Origin of the sequence: Mycobacterium kyorinense, assembly GCF_002101735.1 — a bacterium.
GTDB lineage: Bacteria > Actinomycetota > Actinomycetes > Mycobacteriales > Mycobacteriaceae > Mycobacterium > Mycobacterium kyorinense.
The window spans coordinates 1-17,876 of the sequence record NZ_LQPE01000035.1; the positions used below are offsets into that span (position 1 = coordinate 1).

Sequence of the window (17,876 nt, forward strand, 5' to 3'; positions counted from 1 at the left end):
GGGCGGGCGGGCCTCACGCAGTTGTCTACTGGGCGCTCAGGGGCCCCAGTCGGGCCCTGGCGGAATGCTTCCCTGGTAAATGACCTTGCCGTCGCGCCAGCGCCGATCCACCCCGATCGACCCGTCGGGGTTTTGCCACCAGAAGTTGACGTCTCGCTGGCCCCCTTCGGTCCACTTTTCGAAGTCCTGCGGCGACGGCGGTCCGGACAGCCACACCCTGACCTCCCCCACTTTTCCCGCCGGGTTGGTGATGGTCTCCATGATTTCGCCCGGGCCAGCAGAGATTTCCACCTTGGCTTGGGGAGTGACTTTGTCGCCCTCGATCTGCACGAACCGCTTATCTGTAACGGAAACTGTGCCGTATACGACTGTTTCCCACGGCCGTTGGGTCCCGTTGACAACCCGTGGGTTACAGCGTTATCCGTAACGCTGTAACCGTCGTGGCGGGTAGTGCCATTGCGCTCCCGTGGAGCTATCGATTCTGAAAGCCTCGAACTTCTGGGCGTGTTTGGCGGAATTCTGTCGATGGTGATCGCTGAATGGGACGTGCTGTCGTGGTCGCCGATCTGCTGGCGCGGTGGCGCGTAGCTGTCGCCGGTCGGGCATTCGCGGTGGGCGCCGTTTCCCGCCGCTGGATTGGTGGTGGGCTGCGGTTGCCGCGTTCGCGTTGCTAAGTGGGGTGTGTGTTGATCCGTACTGAATCGCCCCGGCATGCCCGGAGGGCTTGATATGCGCGGGCTGGGTCTGGAGGACGATAGTCCGGATCTTCAGGGCATCGGGTGGGCGGCACCGGAGCGGGTGCGTAAGGGTTATCAGTCTGGTCTGTCAACTTCGGCTTATTATCGTCTTCATGGTGCGTGCGACTGAGGATCCTGATGTGGATGAGCTGGCTGTCGCGTTGTATCGCGGGGTGTCGTTGATCGTCCGCCGGCTCAAGCAGTTGCAGGTGCCTGAAGAGTTGACCTTGCCGCAGCGCACGGCGTTGGCGCGGCTTGATCGAAGTGGCCCGTGTTCGGGGGCGAGTCTGGCCCGTTCTGAGCAGATTACTCCGCAGGCGATGGCGGTGACGTTAGGGGCGTTGGAAGAGCAGGGCTTGGTTGAGCGTCGGTCGGATCCGCGCGACGGTCGGCAAGTGTTGATGTCGTTGACGAAGTCGGGGCGGGCAGTGTTGCACGACGATCGCGACGCGCGGGCGCGCCAGTTCTCGAAAGTTCTTGCTGAGCAATTCAGTATCGCCGAGCTGCGGTTACTCACTCGCGCGGCACCCCTTGTCGAACGCTTGGGCGCTGAGCTGTAGCACCACTCTTGTCCCCCTCTGGCTTTGAGGTTGACTGGGCGCGCCGATCACCGGGCTAGCTGCTGCACGCTTGGCCAGGTCAAGGACGCGAATGGTCGGCAGACGTGCTCTCCAATGGGTCGGTGCGCCGGCGATGGTCGAGGGCTGCTGCGTTGAGCCCGAAGGTGCTCCACGGATGGCTGCCCATGGTCGGGTGGCGCAACCTATCATCAGTCCAGATTGACAATCTGAACTGATAGCCTTAGGTTGGCGGTTGTGCTTGACGAGGCTGATGTCGACGAGGTAGCCGAGACGCTGTATCGCGCTACGGCATTGATGGTCCGTAGGTTGCGGCAGCTGCACGCCCCCCAGGAACTGACGTGGCCAGAGCGCACAATTTTGGCGCGGCTAGACCGTGAGGGGCCGTCCAGCGTCGCGGCGTTGGAACAAGCTGAGCGGAACTACACCGCTCCGATCGGCGCCACGATGGGGGCGTTGGCGGCCCGGAAGCTGGTCCATGATCAACCGGATGCGCACACCAGTGGACGGCCGGTGTGGTCGCTCACTGCTTCCGGTCTTGGCATGTTGCGCTATGACCGTGCTGGCCGCATCGCGCTGATTTCCAGAGTTCTTACCGACCACCTAAGTGCGCCGGAGCTACGAACACTGTCGCGAGCATTGCCGACGTTCGAATTGCTGAGTAGCGAGTTGTGATGGAGCGCAGCAGTTCACAGGTCGATAGGACCTCGCCATCTGCGACGTTCGGGTGGCGGTTCTGCACGCCGCTAATGGTGGGTGCGACGTTGAATCCGATCAACAGCTCGTTGATCGCGACGGCCATCGTGCCTATTGCCGGTTCGGTGGGGGTGCCAGTGGGTCGCGGCGCGGTGCTGGTGTCGGCGCTATATATCGCGACCGCGATCACGCAGCCGACGGCGGGCAAACTATCGGAAGTCTTTGGGGCTCGGCGGGTTTTCCTCACGGGACTGTCGGCGGTGGTAGTCGGTGGTCTCGTTGGTGGCTTTGGCAACACGCTGCCAATGTTGGTGGTCGCCAGAGTCCTCATCGGCGTGGGCACCTCGAGTGCGTATCCGTCCGCGATCCTTTTGATCCAGCGCCGCGCCGCCCGCGCCGGACTTGAAGATCCACCCGGCAAGGTGTTGGGCGGCCTGGTCATTGCTGCGACCGTCACTGCCGCGGCCGGGCTTCCCATTGGGGGCGTGCTGGTCGGAGCGTGGGGGTGGCAATCCACCTTTTTCGTCAACGTCCCGGTCGGTGTCGCAGCGATCATTATTACGCTCGCGTGGATCCCGGCCGAGCCTGAGGGGACTCGGCGCCAGACCCTGCCTGGCATGCTGGCTGAAATCGATATCGTCGGCATCGCCGGATTTGGCGCCACATTATCGGCGCTGCTGGTATTTCTCTTGTCGTTGCCGCGCGTGCAGTGGATAGCGCTGGGCCTGGCCGCCACACTGGGCTCCGGCCTGGTGTGGTGGGAATTACGCTCCACCACACCATTTCTCGATGTGCGACTGCTGATCGACAGTCCGGCTCTGGTTCGCACGTATCTGCGTTTCGCGCTGACAACCCTGTGCATGTACTGCGTGCTATACGGGTTAGCGCAATGGCTGCAAGCCGGCCGCGGCGCGTCGGCGAAGGCTACCGGCTTGCTGATGCTTCCCATGACAGCTCTGGCGGCTCTGATCGCACAACCCGTCGCCGCGCGTAACGCGGTGCGGGGGCCACTGATCGCGGCCGGCATCGCATGCCTGATCGGATCGATCGGGACACTGTTGTTGAATTCCCACAGCCGTATTGGCGAAATCGTGATCGTGACACTCATGTTCGGCATCGTGCTGGGCACCACGACCAGCGCCAATCAGACCGCTCTTTACACCCAAGCCTCCGCCGCGCAGATCGCCACAGCATCGGGACTGCTGCGATCCTGCGGATACATCGGGTCCACCGCCGCCGCAGCGGTCATATCAGTGGCCTTTCACTCCGCCGTCACCGACGACGGCCTGCACATGATCGCCTGGATCCTGATCGCTGTCAGCGCCATTGGCTTGGCTCTGCTGGCTCTCGACCCGAACATCGTGTCGCGCACCACACAGTCCGCCACGAAGCGGCAGGGGCGAGCACAGTGACTGATACCAGCAGCCGCGTTCCGAGCCGGCCCGCTCCGCGACGGTCGCCCGAACACTTTGAGCTCGCCATCATGCCGCTGGCGCCCGCGCTGTACCGCCATGCCCTGCGTCTTACCCGCAACCGGCCTGATGCCGAAGACCTCCTGCAAGACACACTGCTGCGCGCCTACACCGGGTTTGCCGGCTTTCGGCAGGGTACGAATCTGCGAGCGTGGCTGTATCGAATCCAAACCAACGGCTTCATCACTAGATGGCGCCGTCAGCGGCGCAACGATGTACTGCTCGTCGACGATCTCGAGTCGATCTGCGCACCGCACCCTGTGAATAAGGTTGCTCGACAGGCTAATTCAGCCGAAGACGAGGCCATCGAGATGTTGCCCGATAGAGCGCTGGCCGCCGCTATGCGCGCGCTCCCCGAGGAGTTCCGTGCCGTCGTGTTCTACGCCGACGTTGCCGGGTTGTCGCTCAAACATATCGCCGCCCTCGCCGACATCCCCATAGGAACGGTGACCTCGCGGCTGCACCGCGCTCGCCGCCGCCTACGAGCCGACCTCACAGCGGCCGCCCATCCACCGACCTCAGCGACGGTCAGGCAGTAGGCGCCTACACCGACTTTCACGGCGCCAACCCGTCGTGCGAGCAAGAAACACTCAACAGAGAGGAATTCCGATCATGGAATTAGGCGTGCACTTTATCGACTTCCTGCCAGGTTCTCCCCACAAGCTGGCCCCCACGCTGGCAGCCGCGGCCACGACCTCCGAACAGGCCGGCGCGACCATGTTCACCCTGGCTGACCACTTCTTCCAGATGGAACAGGTCGGCAAAGCCGAAGACCCGTTCCTGGAGGGCTACACCTCTCTGGGCTTCCTCGCCGGGCACACCGAGACGATCACTTTGACGTTGATGGTGACCGGCGTAACCTACCGCCACCCAGGACTGCTGGCCAAGACCATCGCCACCCTCGACGTGCTCTCCCAAGGACGATCGATGTTCGCTATCGGTGCGGCGTGGTACGAACGCGAGCACCTGGCGTTGGGTGTGCCCTACCCGCCGCTGCGCGACCGATTCGAAATGCTCGAAGAGACACTGCAGATTTGTCAGCAGATGTGGAGCGACAACGACGGCCCTTATCAAGGCCGGCACTACCAGTTGGCTGAAACAATTTGTCAGCCACAACCCATCAAACGGCCTCCGGTACTGATCGGCGGAGACGGCGAGAAAAAGACACTGCGCCTGGTCGCGCAATACGCCGACATCTGGAACAGCAACGCCGTCACTCCCGAGGAGGCGGAACACAAGGTCAACGTACTAACCGCGCACTGCGACACGTTGGGACGCAATCCCGACGAGATTCGCAAGACCTTGATGATCGGACCCCAGTTCCACCCGTTCGAGGATCCAGCAGCATTCTGGCAGGCAATGCAAGGTTTCGCCGCGGCCGGCATCGAACTGATCAACATTCCAGTGCTGCCCGGTGTCGCCGATCCGATCGCATACATCACCCGACTGGGCGACGAGGTGATTCCCAGACTGTCATCGCTCGGCTGAGCGAGCAGATCACCGACCGGCACCGCACGCAGAACACTCGCTTCAACATAGGGAAATATCATGCGCTACAACAAATTAGGAAACACCGGACTCGACGTCTCTCCGGTCGCCATCGGCGCCATGAGCTACGGCGAACCCGACCGCGGCTACCCCGCATGGTCTCTTAACGAAGACACCAGCAGGACGCTGATCAAACACGCGCTCGAAGCCGGGATCAACTTCTTCGACACCGCGAACTACTACTCGCTGGGGAATAGCGAGGAGATCCTGGGCCGCGCGCTCAGCGACTTCGCCGACCGCGACGACGTCGTCATCTGCACCAAAGTGTGCTCGCCGATGCGCCAGGCGCCCAACGGACAAGGCCTGTCCCGCAAGGCAATCATGACTGAAATCGATGCCAGCCTGCGCCGGCTAGGCACCGACTACGTCGACATCTACATGATTCATCGCTTCGATACACACACGCCGATCGAAGAGACCCTCGAAGCCCTCCACGATGTCGTCAAAGCCGGCAAAGCCCGCTACCTCGGGGCTTCATCGATGCGGGCCTTCGAATTCGCCAAAGCTCTACACCTCCAAACCCGGTACAACTGGGCCAGATTTATCACCATGCAAGACCAGTACAACCTGCTCGCCCGCGAAGAAGAACGCGAAATGCTGCCACTGTGTGCCGACGAAGGCGTAGGAACCATGGTGTGGAGCCCGCTGGCACGCGGACGGCTCGCACGCCCGGCCGAGACCACCGCCACGGCCCGCTCACACGCCGATCCCGGCTTGCAGTTGTTCTACTCCGAGCAGACCGCAACATCGGATCGCGCCATCATCGACGCGGTCGGCGATATCGCCAACAGCCGCGGCGTATCTCGCGCCGCGATCGCGTTGGCGTGGCTGCATCATCACCCCGTCGTCGCCGCCCCCCTCGTGGGAGCGAATTCGACCGCACAGATCGACGACGCTGTCACCTCAGTCGAGATCACGCTCAGCGCAGATGAACTCGACCGACTTCAACAGCCCTACACCCCACGCGCCGACGTGCAGGCCCTGAACTCAGAGTCCCCGGAAGTGCGTCGCCTAAACGCGCAGTCCTCACATTCAGCCGCCTAAACACCGCGCTCAACGAGAAAGTCGCAGTCCATGTACTTCGTCCGCGTGACCCTCATCATCGTGGGACTCATTCAAATCGTTAACGGTGCAATGTATCTGGCTGCACCGGCAGCGGTGACGGCCGTGCTAGGCGTCTTGACGCCCGCGCCGCCTTGGGTCGGGTTCATTTTGGCGACGGCCGGCGCCCGCTTCGTCGGCTATGGAATCGGCATGCTGGCCGCAGCCCGATCCCCCCGCGAACACAAGCTCTGGATCGACACCATGATCGCCATCCAGGCACTCGACGTCATTGCGACCCTCTGGTATTCAGCCAATGGAGCCTTACCCGCTGGCCACATCCAAGCGGGTACTGCACTCCCGCTGCTGTGGGTCGTCCTGCTCGGGTGGATCGGTGTCGGCATGCACCGGTCCCCACCGCCCCGACAAGAGCAGGCCGCATTTGATGGCTGAGAACACGACAGCCATCACCAATGTCCGCGTGCTGACCGATGGGCGGCTCAGTGCGCCACAGACCGTGCTGATCCGAGGCGGACTCATCGTCGAATCAGGCTCACCCACCCATGCCGTCGACGCGCGAGGAAGCAGCCTGCTACCCGGCTTGATCGATGCTCACCTACACCTGTTCCAGGGCCTCGCCGACCTTGAAGCACTCACCGACTGGGGTGTCACCACCGGATTGGACATGGGCTTATGGCCCGCAACCAAAGTCGATCAACTACGCCGCGTCAAAGGGGTCACCGATATCCGCAGCGCGACAATCCCAGCCGTCGGCTCCCGCAACCTCGCCGCCCGCCAACCGGGCTTCCCTCGCGAAGGAATCATCTCCGAACCCGAGCACGCACGCGCCTTCGTCCAGCAACGCATCGAGGAGGGCGCTGACTACATAAAAATCATCGCCGAAGCGACTGCGCCAGCAGGAGTCGACCTCGAGTCGGCCCGCGCGATCGTCGACGCCGCGCACGACAACGGCAAACCTGTTGTCGCCCATGCGGTTACCGTCGGCGCGTACCGCGTGGCACTGGATGCAGGCGTCGACATCATCACCCACGCCCCGCTGGACGAGCAGCTCGACGACCACACGATTGCCCGCATGGCCCAAAACAACGTGGCCACCGTCCCCACTCTGACGATGATGCAGCACCTGGCAGGCGGTGCCCGCTATCGATCACAGTTCAACTCCGGATGGAGCTATCACAACGCACACACCACCGTTACCGCACTTCACGATGCTCACGTCACCATCTTGGTGGGAACCGACGCCCACCACACAACCGAAGACACTGCGACCCTGAAACCCGGACAAAGCATCCACCACGAGATGGAACTACTCAGCCGCGCCGGTCTCAGCACCGCCGACGTTCTCCGCGGCGCCACACACCTTAGTGCCCAGGTCTTCAACCTCGCCGACCGCGGAGAAGTCACGGCAGGCAAACGCGCAGATCTGCTCCTCGTTGACGGCGACCCACTAGAAGACATCGGAGCTACGCGCAACATCACCGGCGTGTGGATCGCCGGTCAGAAAGTCCGATAGCCCTCCAACCCAACACCGAACCGGACCTCCCCCACCACACCAACTGCATGCATGGGAAACCTGATGGCTGAACTCAAACTTGGATACAAGGCGTCGGCGGAGCAGTTCGCGCCGCGGGAACTCGTCGAGCTGGCGGTCGCCGCCGAGGCGCACGGCATGGACAGCGCTACGGTCAGCGATCACTTCCAACCGTGGCGTCACGAGGGCGGGCATGCGCCGTTCTCGCTGGCCTGGATGACCGCAGTCGGCGAGCGCACCAAGCGGCTGCAGCTGGGAACCTCCGTGCTCACGCCGACCTTCCGCTACAACCCGGCGGTCATCGCGCAGGCCTTCGCGACCATGGGATGCCTGTATCCGGACCGGATCTTCCTCGGCATCGGAACCGGTGAGGCGCTCAACGAGATCGCCACCGGATACGAGGGGGAGTGGCCGGAGTTCAAGGAGCGCTATGCGCGGCTGCGGGAGTCTGTTCGGCTGATGCGTGAGCTGTGGCTGGGCGACCGCGTCGACTTCGAGGGCGAGTACTACAAGACCAAGGGCGCGTCGATCTACGACGTGCCCGAGGGCGGCATCCCGATCTACATCGCCGCGGGCGGACCGCAGGTGGCCAAGTACGCCGGCCGCGCGGGCGACGGCTTCATCTGCACCTCGGGCAAGGGCGAAGAGCTGTACAAGGACAAGCTGATTCCCGCCATGCGCGAGGGCGCCGAGGCCGCCGGCAAGAACCCCGACGACGTCGACCGGATGATCGAGATCAAGATCTCCTACGACCCGGACCCGGAGAAGGCGCTGCACAACACGAAGTTCTGGGCGCCGCTGTCGCTCACCGCGGAGCAGAAGCACAGCATCGACGACCCGCTGGAGATGGAGAAGGCGGCCGACGAACTGCCGATCGAGCAGGTCGCCAAGCGCTGGATCGTGGCGTCGGATCCCGACGAGGCCGTCGAGAAGGTCAAGGACTACGTCGACTGGGGCCTGAACCACCTGGTCTTCCACGACCCACGGCAGGACCAGCGCCGCTTCCTCGAGCTGTTCCAGAAGGATCTCGAGCCTCGGCTGCGACGGCTCGGCTGAGCAGGCCGACAGGCACGGCACGCACGATGCCCGCCAAGAATCGTGCTCGCAATATATCGGAAAGCGCTGCACGACAACGGTATCAGCGATCTAGCGAGTTCAAGGTAGGAGGCCACGCCGACAGTAGTCTTCTCTCCGAAGACACATCCTGCTGCTTGGACACACCGCCCGGAGAAGGGGTCCGGTCGTGCGCAACCCGGTGGCGGGGGTGGTGGTTCTGGGTCCGCGTGCGCTGTTGTGGGAATCGCCAGCGCGGGCCGCCATCAGTTTGATGTCACGAATTTAGCTGCGGTTGCTGTCATTACTCAGTACGTCGCCCGCAGCGCATCGAGAATGACGGAGGGCGTTCCTAGAACGGCGGCTCGTCAGTGTCGGTATTCCATGGGTCGCCTGTGGAGGGTAGTGCGGCGTCTGGCAGCGGGAGGTTGGCGACGACGTAGAGGTTGAGGATGTCGTTGCGGTCGATGAACATGATTTGGCTGCGTTTGGAGGCGTCGAGGTTCTCGGCGAGCCAGTTGCGGGCGGCTTTGGTGATCTCACCGCCGGCGACGATGAAGGCGTGGTCGACGAGGACGCGTTTGTTGTGTTCGGGGTCGAAGATGACGTGGGCCAGCATCATCAGTGCCTGGTTGTGGATTTCGGCGATGTTGGCGTTGCCCGTCTTGGTCACTCCGGAGGCGTCGAGTTTGCCTTTCTTCGCTTGGATTCCGAAGTAGAGGCGGTGCTGGGTGGGAAGGGTGTAGCGCATCCAGATGTCTTTGCCGTATTCGAGGGCTTTGTCTTTGTGGCCGGCGGCGGTGATGCGGTGAAAGCCGAGTTGGCGAAACAGCGGAAGCAATATGTGCTCGATGAGGTCGTCTTCGCTGCAGATGTCGAGGTAGGCCGATAGCGTTGTGCGCCGCTGGTTTTCAGCGGCGGTAAGGGGCCGGTGGGGGTTGGCTTGGAGGTTGGTGACGGTGTCGGTGCCGAGGTGGCGTAGGTAGCAGTGCCGGTCTTCGCCGTAGAAGGCTTCGAATCCTTCGCGGGTGAGGATCGCGTTGAGCCGCGCTAGCGCGTTGGGCCGGTCAGCGCTTTCGTTGTTGGCCTCTCGCGGGTCCATGAGTTGGTCGATGAGTCGGCAGAAGGTCTGTGGGGGTTGGCTTGGTCCTTCGTGGGGCTCGTCGAGGATTGATTCGACGACGTCGGCGACCCACCATTGACGGGTGGAGCCGTCGTGAACCCATTCGGTGTCGAGGTCGGCGAAGAATTCGGTGAGGTAGCTGCTCGATCGGTAGGGGAAGTATTTGGGGTCACCGCTGTCTGGGTCATCGGAGCCGGGGTTTCCGCAGATCAGGTCGGCCAGCGCTGCGGTGTTTCGCCGTTTGAATTTCATGGTGTTCCTCGTCGGGGCTGTCCGCTGGTGTTGCGGAGTCGGTGGAGCTCTCCGTGGGTGGCGGCCAGTTCTCCTTGTAGTTGTTTGATCGTGGATTTCAGTGCGGCGGTGTCGGTTTCGTAGCGGGCCTTCTGAGCGCGGAGTTGGTCGCGCAGTGCGGTGGTGATGCTCGTCTCGCCGCTGGTGGGGGCTTGCAGCGGGGTGGGTGTGGGTCGCGGCGCGGTCTGGGCGGCGCGGACTTCGTTGAGCAGGTCGCGGTGGTTGTAGATGGTTTTGCGGGCGACGTCGGCGTGGCGGGCAACTGCGTTGGGGTTGATCGTGAGGCCCTTTTTCTTCATCTCGCGCAACGCTTTTTTGATCTTGGCGCGTGCTTCCTGGCGCCGCTTTTCGGCGGAGGCGCGCAGCCCGTCGGTGGATCGTGAAGAGACGGTCACTGCTGTCCAGTTTGTGGAGGCCGGGCCTTGTCGAGCGCTGATTGGTGTGCGCCGCGGGTTTGAATCTGCAGCAATGGCAACCGTTTCGCGGTTCCGGCGCCGGCGACTGAGTCGGTCTCCTCGGTGCTGAGCCGGTCAATGATGGCTTGTAGGGAGGTGACTTCGCGGCGGCGTTCGATGATCCAGATGTTGTCCTCGCCGAGTTCACGCCCGGAGCGTTGCCGGTATTGGTCTTGGCGCTGGGTGATCAGGGCTGTGGTGGCGTCGCGTTGGCGGCGCAGTTCCTCGAGGTGGGTGGCGTCGGTGGCGAAGTGTCCGCAGGACAGGCATGCGTTGCCTTTGTCGCACGATTTCAGCGGCGGCAGCAGGCACACGCCGTTGGGCAGCACCCGGTCGGTGCGCTTGGCGAGTTGGGTCATCTCGTAGATGTCGCGCGGAGTGATGTCGATGTTGGCGCCGTGAGCGCCGATCTTTTTGTGTTTGAGGAATTCTGCTTCGGCGGTAGCGGCCAGGGTGGCGGCGTAGCGGGCTGTCATTTCTGGGCTTTTGTGGCCGAGGTAGCGCTGCACGACGTGAAAGGGAACGCCGTCGTTGAGGAGTTCGGTGGCGCGGGTGTGGCGCAGCCGGTGGGTTTGGGTGAACTTCAGCGGGTGCCCGGCGCTGTCGGTGAGCTCGTGGCATTGGTCGAGTTTGTCGAGCGTTGCGCGGTAGGTGGTGTAGGAGCGGGGCCGTTGGCCGCGGTGCTGGTTTTTGATGCCGAGAAACAGGTATTTCGGTTGCAGTGCTGGGTATTTCGTCTTCAGCCAGGTCTGCTGGTCGGTGATGATGTCGACGATGGCCTGCTCGACCAGGATGGTCGGTATAACGTCTTCGACCTTGGTTTGTTGATACCGCAGCCGGGCGACGAACGCCCCGGTGTCGGGCTCGTCTGCGTCGGCGGGTCGGTGTTGACCGGGGATCGCTTCGAGCGGGTCGTAGTCGAGCATCAGGATCTCTGAGGCCCGGCGGCCGGTCAGGGCTTGCAGGAGCCAGATCCGGGCGGCTTGGGGATCGCCGAGGCCGGCCACGACGCTTAGGGAGCCGTCTGGCTGGGTGAGGACGACTTTCTGCTTGGGCTCAGCGGCGAGGACGTCGAGGTAGGCGAGCATGCGTTGCAGATCGGCGGTGGCATACCAGGTGAGGTCGCGTTCGCGGCGTTGGTGGCGGGGTGCGTGAATCGGTGACCACAGCGCGGTGTGGGTGAGCGTGGCGTCGCGCCAGCGCGGGTTGGCCGTGGCGGTCGCGGCTTCGCCGGCGTGATCGTGCATGAAGGTGTAGAAGGACTGCGTCTCGCCCTGCAGGCTGGCCACGGTGTAGGGGGTCAGGCGCTCGGATTGTGTTGCGGCATCCGGTGATCGGAGGTATTCGAGGTAGCCGAGAAACGCTGCCCGGAGCTCGTCGGGGTCGGTGCTGATCAGCGGGTCGTTGAGGTGTCCGTGTTCGCGGGCGAAGCGGCCGAGCTGGGAGCCGATGTTGCGTGCGCGTGAGACGACTGACGACCAGGTGAGCAGGTCGTAGGTCAGGGCGCTACGCAGCCAAAAGCGCAGTCCCTCCCGCAGCCAGACCGGTTCGATGCCGCGCAGTCGGACAGTCTGGTCGTGGCGGGGTTCGTGGGGGCGCTGCGGGATGCGTGGATCGGCCCGGAGATCCCAGACGTCATGGCTCCACCACGGGTCGTCGGTGCAGCGCACGGCCACGGCCAGGTGCAGGTGTTCGATGAGGTGGCGGATGTTGCGCCGTGATCCGGCCGCCGGGAGCCGGTTGTTGCGTCGCTGAAAGGCCCGCGCTGCGTGGCGGATCAAGTCGGTGGGGTCCAGGTCGGCGATGCTGATCGGTGGGCGCCCGGTGCGTGCGGTGTGGGCTTCGATCGCGGTGGGCAATGTGCGCACCAGCCAGCCCAGCATGGACGGTTCGATCTTGCGCAGTTGCTGATCCCAGCACAGCCATACCCACCAGGCGATTTCGTCGGCGAAGCGGGGTGGGCCGGCGGGGGTGAAGTCGTGTTCGGCGTGGGCGCGGTTCGCGCGCAGATAGAACTGGTTGCGCAGGAACACTTCGTCGAAGGGGGCGGCGTCGATGGCGTAGACCGGTCGACGCCACTCGGGCGGGACCTGCGCCCACTGGTTTTCCCACGAGCCGATCCCGGTGACCGAGGGCGTTGTGTGGCCGGCCGGGGGCGGTGGCGGCTCGGTGGGGGTGGTCATGGTGTGAGTCCTTTCCATCCGGCGACGTAGTTGCGCCATTGGGCCAGGGTGCGCATTTCGGCGTCCTCGGTGACCCAGCCGTAGGTCGACAGGGTGGTCTGGATGTCGGCGTGCCCGAGGCGGCGCATCACGACGTGCGGGGCGGCACCGGAGAGCAGCAGCGCGGTGGCGTGGGTATGGCGAAGCCAGTGCGGAGACCACTCCTCAGGCAGGACGCCGCCGGAGCGTTTGGTGACCGAATCCACTTTGGCGTAGACGGTTTCGGGACGCGTCGGCTCGAATAGCTTTCCTGCGGTGAGGTTGACGAACACGAAATGGGTGTCCAGATCGGGGACCGCGAGATCGGCGCCGTGGTCCACCAGATGCCACACGTACGACGAATACAGGGCCTCCAGGTCATCGCCGATGTAGATCCGGCGGGCGCGCAGCGTTTTGCCGCGGGCTCCGCGAGGATGGTCTTGGCGGGCGGCCACATCGATGTAGGGTGTTGCCCCAGCGCCGATATGAAAATCGTTGTGCCGCAGTGATAGCGCCTCCCCGAGCCGCATCCCGGTTTCGGCCAGCACGGCGAACAGCAGCCGGTCGCGCAGACCGGATGCCGGTCCTGTCCATTGCTGGCCGGTCTGGGTGGCGCAGCCGTCGAGGATGGCGCTGACCTGGTTGGGAAGCAGCACCGGGGTGGCGGCGCGGTTGCCCCGGCGCACGGTGTAGATCGGCCGGTCTTTGACCGGCGGCGGGGGGCCGACACCGGCCAGCATCGGGATGTAGCGGGAGCGGCCGCGTTTGCCGCGGCTGGTGTGTAGCCGCTGATACGGGCCGGTGAGTCCGTGTGCGTCGGCGTGGTAGCGGTAGCAGGCCAGCACCGCCGCCGCCCGCAGCTGGGTGCTTGACGGGCTCAGCCAGGTTTGGGGGGCGCCGATGCGGGCGGTGCCGGGCAGATCACCGGTGCGCAGATAGTTCAGGAATTGCCCGAACAGGCTGGTGCTGATCTCACGCCAGTCGATCGCGGTGTGCTCGAGGACTGTCCACCAGCAGGCCAGCCCAGCGGCGTACGCCTTCACCGTGTTGGGGGACGCCTCGTCGTCGCGCAGAAACTGCAGATATTCCTCGGCCGGTTCGACCGGCAGGTAGTCCGCACCGATCACGGTGTAGGTGTCGGCAGCCTCGGCCAGGGCGATGCGTTGGGTCCGTGCCATCGCGCGATCGTCAGCCGCCCGTTCAGGCCTGACGCCGCGAGCTGAACCGCTCCGCGGCGGCCACCACCACCGTGTCGGCACGATCGGTGTCAGCTGCCCCTGGAACAAGGGCGATATCGACGCGCGGCGCTCGCGGCGCTACGGCGCCACGTTGGCCGGCGAGGATGTCGGCGAGCAGATCTCGCGGATAGATCACATCCAGTGCGGCAAACATGTCGCTGGAACTCGCTCCGTAGCAGGCCTCGATCCACTTGATGAGCAGCCGCGGCTGCTCCGGCGAGCGGGCATCCCACCCGGGTTCGGTTTTCCCCCAGGTGCGACCCGTCTCAGGGTTGATGCGCGTGTAGAGCTGACGTTGCAGCGTCACCGCCCGCTGCTGGTCAATCAGATGGGACTCGCGCAGATGCATGATCAACGCGCCCAACGAAATTCCCCACTTCAACTTGATCGGGATCAGATGATTCAGCGTCGGCGCATCGGTGATCTCTCGCGCGATCGCCGCGGCCGGCGCCAAGAACTCCGAGGCGAACCGAGACGCCTCGTTCTCCTGGTCGTCGCTGACCTCACCGTGACGGTGCAACGCCAAATGACCGATCTCATGCGCGATCGTCCACCGGCTGCGCTCCCAGGAATCGACACTGCGCACCAACACCAGCGGCCGCTGCCGAAACTCCCCGGTCCGCGCCGAGCAACCCAAATGCTTCTCCGTCAACCCGCCCACCGGCTCGTCGTCGCTGGTGTCCCAGTCGATCAAACCCGTGGACCGAGAACGCTTGGTGCGCAGCACAACCGGAACCCCGGCGGCTTCCAAGTCATACGTCAGATACCTGATCGGCTCGAATTCACCACGGCCCAACCATGATCGGGCCCTGGCCGCAGCGCTCACCACATCAGTGCCCGTCGGCAACGGCTCCAGCGCCACCACAGGGCCCTTCTCCAGGTCGTTGAGCTGATCGATCAGATCACCGACCACGTTGGCGAACACCGCCAGGTACTCCTTCTCGGTGACCGTCGTCGACTTCGGCGCTCGAAACAGCAGATCCCGCGGCGACACCCGCGACACAGGCGCAGTAGTGAAAAACCTTGCCGGGAAACGCAACACCGCGACCAGCGCCTCGAACTCGACCGCATCCAGGACGGCGGTCCCGGCCTGCTCGAGGCGGGTCTGACGCGGAGAACGCCAGCCCATCTGCTCCATCACCGCCGTCGCTGTCATCCCTCGCAGCACCCGAGCTTGACGAACGCGGGCGCCGTACACCTCGACCGCCATCACCGACCACCTCGTCCCCGGTAACCCTTAGTCGGTACAACGCCATCTAAGCCCCCGAATCCCCAGTCTCCGAAGACTTCTTGCCGAAGATCTTCTCGAAGTCGCCGTCCGGCTGATAGTCGGTGTCCTGCTCGCCGGTCTCGGCCTCCGTCTTGGGCCGGATCGCCGGCGGCAACGGAGTGGACACAAGGATGCGTTCCTCGTTGGTGTCCAAGTCGGCAACCGCGGCCAGAATCGCGCCACCCACCGACACCTTGTCCAGCGTCGGCCACCAATACACGATCAGCTCGTACTCCTGCTCGATGCCAGGCGGCCCCATCACCGGCTCCGCGGCCCCGTCGTCGAGAAACAGCTGCACCCCAGCCTTGGCCCCGGGCGCAGACTGCGACTCCGCCGACGCCAAGGCTTCGACCGCGGCGAAACCCAACTTGCGCACCCGTGACCTGGCCAAGTTCGAATCGCCAAGGCGCACTGACGAATTCGGACCGGACGTCATACGCAACGTCGATTCCGGGCCGCACGACGCTTCCGGCGGCACGACGCGTGGCGACTCTCCAGTACGGGTAAGGGCGTCCATACCGTTCATCGCCAATACAATGGCCCGCACGGCGCCGCACAGCGTTCCGCCAGGGATCTGCCGCGGATCGGGAAACCGCTGCGAATGTATCGCGACCGCTTCGTCGTAGGCGGCCTCGATCTCGCCGAGCAACCGCGCAAGGGCCAGGCGGTGCTGTTCGGTCAGCCGCTCGACCAACTCCTGTAGGTCCATGGCTGAAATATTGCACGGTTATTCCTACACCACTGCGCAGGCGCGCCGTGTGTCGTCCGGAAAGTTCTTTCACGTCATACACACCTCGATTCTACATGTAGAACACGTATTATGCTGCACAAACTCTCGCTGTTGGCTACGAATCTGGCTCGCGAAATCGACGCTCGTTTCCAGCTGTTCGACCTCGGGCGGTCCAGCGGCACACCAGCGTCACTGACCGAGCGATGATCGAACATGTGTGCGAGTGTGACAGGTGAGATCCCAGTTGTTGAAGACCTTTGCCGAGAATCGCCCGCACGGGCCTACTCGCATCACGCTTCGAGTCGCCGCGCGCCCGAGAGGGCGCGCCACCTGCGCACGTCGTCTACAGGTGTGAACGTGCCGAGCCGCTCTCAAACACTTCCTACACATGGTGCCTACGTGCTGATCAGCGTGAAACACGGAATCCGTTCTCCCCGTTACGGATAAACGATCCCGTTGTCGACATACCAGGTGTGCAAAGCCGGTGTGGGGCCGCAGATCTTCACCGGATCATTGTCCTTGGAGCCGAGGTAGCAGGCGTACGGCCGCACATCGGCATCGGCCGGATTCGGCGGTGGCTTGGGGTCCACGTGGGCCAATGGGTGGGGCAACTCAGCGGTCGCGCGCCGAACCTTACCGGCCGCTTGGTCGAAGCGTTCGGCTGCTGTCTGGACCACGTTGGCTGCTTCGAGGACTCTTCGTTGGCCGGCGGCGATGATTGCGCCGTCTCTATCCGGTGTGCGCGGCATCGCTGAGAGCGCGGTCTTGTCCGTTTCCCATTCGTTGCGGATGCCGCCCAGCCGCCGCTGAGCGTCCATGCTCTCGGTGTTCGCCTCGGCAACGAGGGTGCGCGTTTGATCGCCCAGTGCCGCGAAGGTGCCGTGCTGGGCGCTGATTTCGGCGCTGACCGCTGTCGCAGCTGTGGCGCTACCTGATTGCCACTGCGGTGGCGGGACAGGTTGTGGTGAACTGGTGGGCCGCGGCGTTACGGCGGGCGGCTCGGAGCTACCGAGGAGCCGCTGTGCCTCGGCAAGGGTTTCATCGACCTGCCGCACGCGATCAGTCCTTCCTCCGGCGCCGGCGCCCGCGCGCCGGCAGCGGCACGCCCACGGCCACCGATCTCGCCTGGCCGTGCTGGCGCCGCTGGCTGTGCCTCTGTGGTGTGTCCACACCCGTGCTAACTGTGCTATCTCGTGAGGTTGGTTACGCGCATTACTCTGGCTCTGCTTGCGCCAGCAGTTCGAGCAATTCCTGCGCTCGTCGCTGTTTGTGTTCATCCCAGTCGTCGGAGGCAAGACGCTGTGCATGCCGTCTCCCTTGCGTGCGCTCTTCTTTGGTTAGGAGGGACCATTCGGCGGGGATCACAACGGGCGCATCGTCAACGATGACTTCGCCGACGATCTCAGCTCCGACGTCTACCAACGTGAAGAAGGCATCACGATCGTAAAATGCCGCTTTGTAGAAGATGCTGACGCGAGGGAGGCCGCGAGTATCGAGCACCTTCGACCACATTGGATGGTCATCGCGCTCACGCCGCCAGCCTTCAGGAAGGATCGCCTCGACGAACAGATTATCTTCAGCCACAGGGGTTTTCTTGATAAAGCCGAACCTTTCCAGTGCGGCCCAATCACCGGCGGCCGGTAGCAGTTCGGAGGCAACCAGCTGCGCCTGTCCCGCTGTTTCCATATCAGGCCCGTATGAATCCGATGCCATCAGCCCTGCGAGGTGGTCGGCGGCGGGCCGTCGTGAAGTGTTCTCCACACTCCGCGCATGCTGGTTAGGTGTTCGCTCATCCGCTGTGTTGGTGTGCGGATGGGTTTGCTCGACCTTGCTGGCGGCGCGTGATGTAAACCGCTGCCAGAATCGGCGGTTGCGCATGGTGCATCTCCTT

General features: G+C 63.9%; 18 protein-coding genes. 9 read left to right on the forward strand and 9 right to left on the reverse strand.

Annotated features, from left to right (window positions below; genetic code table 11):
• Nucleotides 1-36 precede the first annotated feature (36 nt).
• A complete protein-coding gene (locus tag AWC14_RS06465; RefSeq protein ID WP_085241020.1) occupies nucleotides 37-330 on the reverse strand; it encodes a hypothetical protein in 294 nt (97 codons plus the stop codon).
• Between the two features lie 520 nt (nucleotides 331-850).
• Here AWC14_RS06465 and AWC14_RS06470 point away from each other — a divergent pair.
• From AWC14_RS06470 to fgd, 9 genes are all read left to right on the forward strand, one after another.
• Nucleotides 851-1,297: a MarR family winged helix-turn-helix transcriptional regulator gene (locus AWC14_RS06470; protein ID WP_085241022.1), complete on the forward strand. Its 447-nt coding sequence runs from the start codon at nucleotides 851-853 to the stop codon at nucleotides 1,295-1,297.
• Nucleotides 1,298-1,552: 255 nt separating this feature from the next.
• Nucleotides 1,553-1,990: a hypothetical protein gene (locus AWC14_RS06475; RefSeq protein WP_085241024.1), complete on the forward strand. Its 438-nt coding sequence runs from the start codon at nucleotides 1,553-1,555 to the stop codon at nucleotides 1,988-1,990.
• Nucleotides 1,990-3,423, forward strand: a complete 1,434-nt coding sequence (locus AWC14_RS06480; RefSeq protein WP_085241026.1) for an MFS transporter — start codon at nucleotides 1,990-1,992, stop codon at nucleotides 3,421-3,423. Before AWC14_RS06475 ends, AWC14_RS06480 begins: the two co-directional genes overlap by 1 nt.
• The gene (locus AWC14_RS06485) at nucleotides 3,420-4,022 is read left to right on the forward strand and encodes a sigma-70 family RNA polymerase sigma factor (protein ID WP_249026304.1); all 603 of its coding nucleotides are present in this window, start codon (nucleotides 3,420-3,422) and stop codon (nucleotides 4,020-4,022) included. The genes AWC14_RS06480 and AWC14_RS06485 overlap by 4 nt, the downstream gene beginning before the upstream one ends.
• A gap of 73 nt (nucleotides 4,023-4,095) precedes the next feature.
• Nucleotides 4,096-4,971 (forward strand): LLM class F420-dependent oxidoreductase, encoded by an 876-nt coding sequence (locus tag AWC14_RS06490; RefSeq protein WP_249026305.1) that lies wholly within the window; start codon nucleotides 4,096-4,098, stop codon nucleotides 4,969-4,971.
• A 60-nt stretch (nucleotides 4,972-5,031) separates the two neighbouring features.
• Nucleotides 5,032-6,075 carry an aldo/keto reductase gene (locus AWC14_RS06495; RefSeq protein ID WP_085241030.1) on the forward strand — a complete coding sequence of 348 codons (1,044 nt, stop codon included), beginning with the start codon at nucleotides 5,032-5,034 and terminating at the stop codon, nucleotides 6,073-6,075.
• A 30-nt stretch (nucleotides 6,076-6,105) separates the two neighbouring features.
• Nucleotides 6,106-6,525 (forward strand): hypothetical protein, encoded by a 420-nt coding sequence (locus AWC14_RS06500; protein ID WP_085241032.1) that lies wholly within the window; start codon nucleotides 6,106-6,108, stop codon nucleotides 6,523-6,525.
• Nucleotides 6,518-7,606 carry an amidohydrolase family protein gene (locus tag AWC14_RS06505; RefSeq protein ID WP_085241034.1) on the forward strand — a complete coding sequence of 363 codons (1,089 nt, stop codon included), beginning with the start codon at nucleotides 6,518-6,520 and terminating at the stop codon, nucleotides 7,604-7,606. Before AWC14_RS06500 ends, AWC14_RS06505 begins: the two co-directional genes overlap by 8 nt.
• Nucleotides 7,607-7,669: 63 nt before the next feature.
• Nucleotides 7,670-8,680 (forward strand): glucose-6-phosphate dehydrogenase (coenzyme-F420), encoded by a 1,011-nt coding sequence (gene fgd / locus AWC14_RS06510; RefSeq protein WP_085241053.1) that lies wholly within the window; start codon nucleotides 7,670-7,672, stop codon nucleotides 8,678-8,680.
• A 349-nt stretch (nucleotides 8,681-9,029) separates the two neighbouring features.
• Here the strand turns inward: fgd and AWC14_RS06515 are convergent, their stop codons facing one another.
• The 8 genes from AWC14_RS06515 to AWC14_RS06550 all read right to left on the reverse strand — a co-directional run bounded on the left by AWC14_RS06515 (nucleotide 9,030) and on the right by AWC14_RS06550 (nucleotide 17,863).
• A complete protein-coding gene (locus AWC14_RS06515) occupies nucleotides 9,030-10,052 on the reverse strand; it encodes a PDDEXK family nuclease (RefSeq protein ID WP_085241036.1) in 1,023 nt (340 codons plus the stop codon).
• The gene (locus AWC14_RS06520; RefSeq protein WP_085241038.1) at nucleotides 10,049-10,486 is read right to left on the reverse strand and encodes a transposase; all 438 of its coding nucleotides are present in this window, start codon (nucleotides 10,484-10,486) and stop codon (nucleotides 10,049-10,051) included. The genes AWC14_RS06515 and AWC14_RS06520 overlap by 4 nt, the downstream gene beginning before the upstream one ends.
• Entirely contained in the window at nucleotides 10,483-12,729 is a 2,247-nt protein-coding gene (locus AWC14_RS06525; protein ID WP_085241040.1) for a tyrosine-type recombinase/integrase, read from the reverse strand. The genes AWC14_RS06520 and AWC14_RS06525 overlap by 4 nt, the downstream gene beginning before the upstream one ends.
• On the reverse strand, nucleotides 12,726-13,925 hold the full coding sequence (locus AWC14_RS06530) for a tyrosine-type recombinase/integrase (protein WP_085241042.1): 1,200 nt from the start codon (nucleotides 13,923-13,925) through the stop codon (nucleotides 12,726-12,728). Before AWC14_RS06530 ends, AWC14_RS06525 begins: the two co-directional genes overlap by 4 nt.
• A 22-nt stretch (nucleotides 13,926-13,947) precedes the next feature.
• Nucleotides 13,948-15,198 carry an ImmA/IrrE family metallo-endopeptidase gene (locus tag AWC14_RS06535; protein ID WP_211282291.1) on the reverse strand — a complete coding sequence of 417 codons (1,251 nt, stop codon included), beginning with the start codon at nucleotides 15,196-15,198 and terminating at the stop codon, nucleotides 13,948-13,950.
• Nucleotides 15,199-15,241: 43 nt separating this feature from the next.
• Nucleotides 15,242-15,964, reverse strand: a complete 723-nt coding sequence (locus AWC14_RS06540; protein WP_085241046.1) for a hypothetical protein — start codon at nucleotides 15,962-15,964, stop codon at nucleotides 15,242-15,244.
• Nucleotides 15,965-16,422: 458 nt separating this feature from the next.
• Nucleotides 16,423-17,040: a hypothetical protein gene (locus AWC14_RS06545; protein ID WP_085241048.1), complete on the reverse strand. Its 618-nt coding sequence runs from the start codon at nucleotides 17,038-17,040 to the stop codon at nucleotides 16,423-16,425.
• Nucleotides 17,041-17,197: 157 nt separating this feature from the next.
• Nucleotides 17,198-17,863 carry a hypothetical protein gene (locus tag AWC14_RS06550; protein ID WP_139800276.1) on the reverse strand — a complete coding sequence of 222 codons (666 nt, stop codon included), beginning with the start codon at nucleotides 17,861-17,863 and terminating at the stop codon, nucleotides 17,198-17,200.
• Nucleotides 17,864-17,876 lie beyond the last annotated feature (13 nt).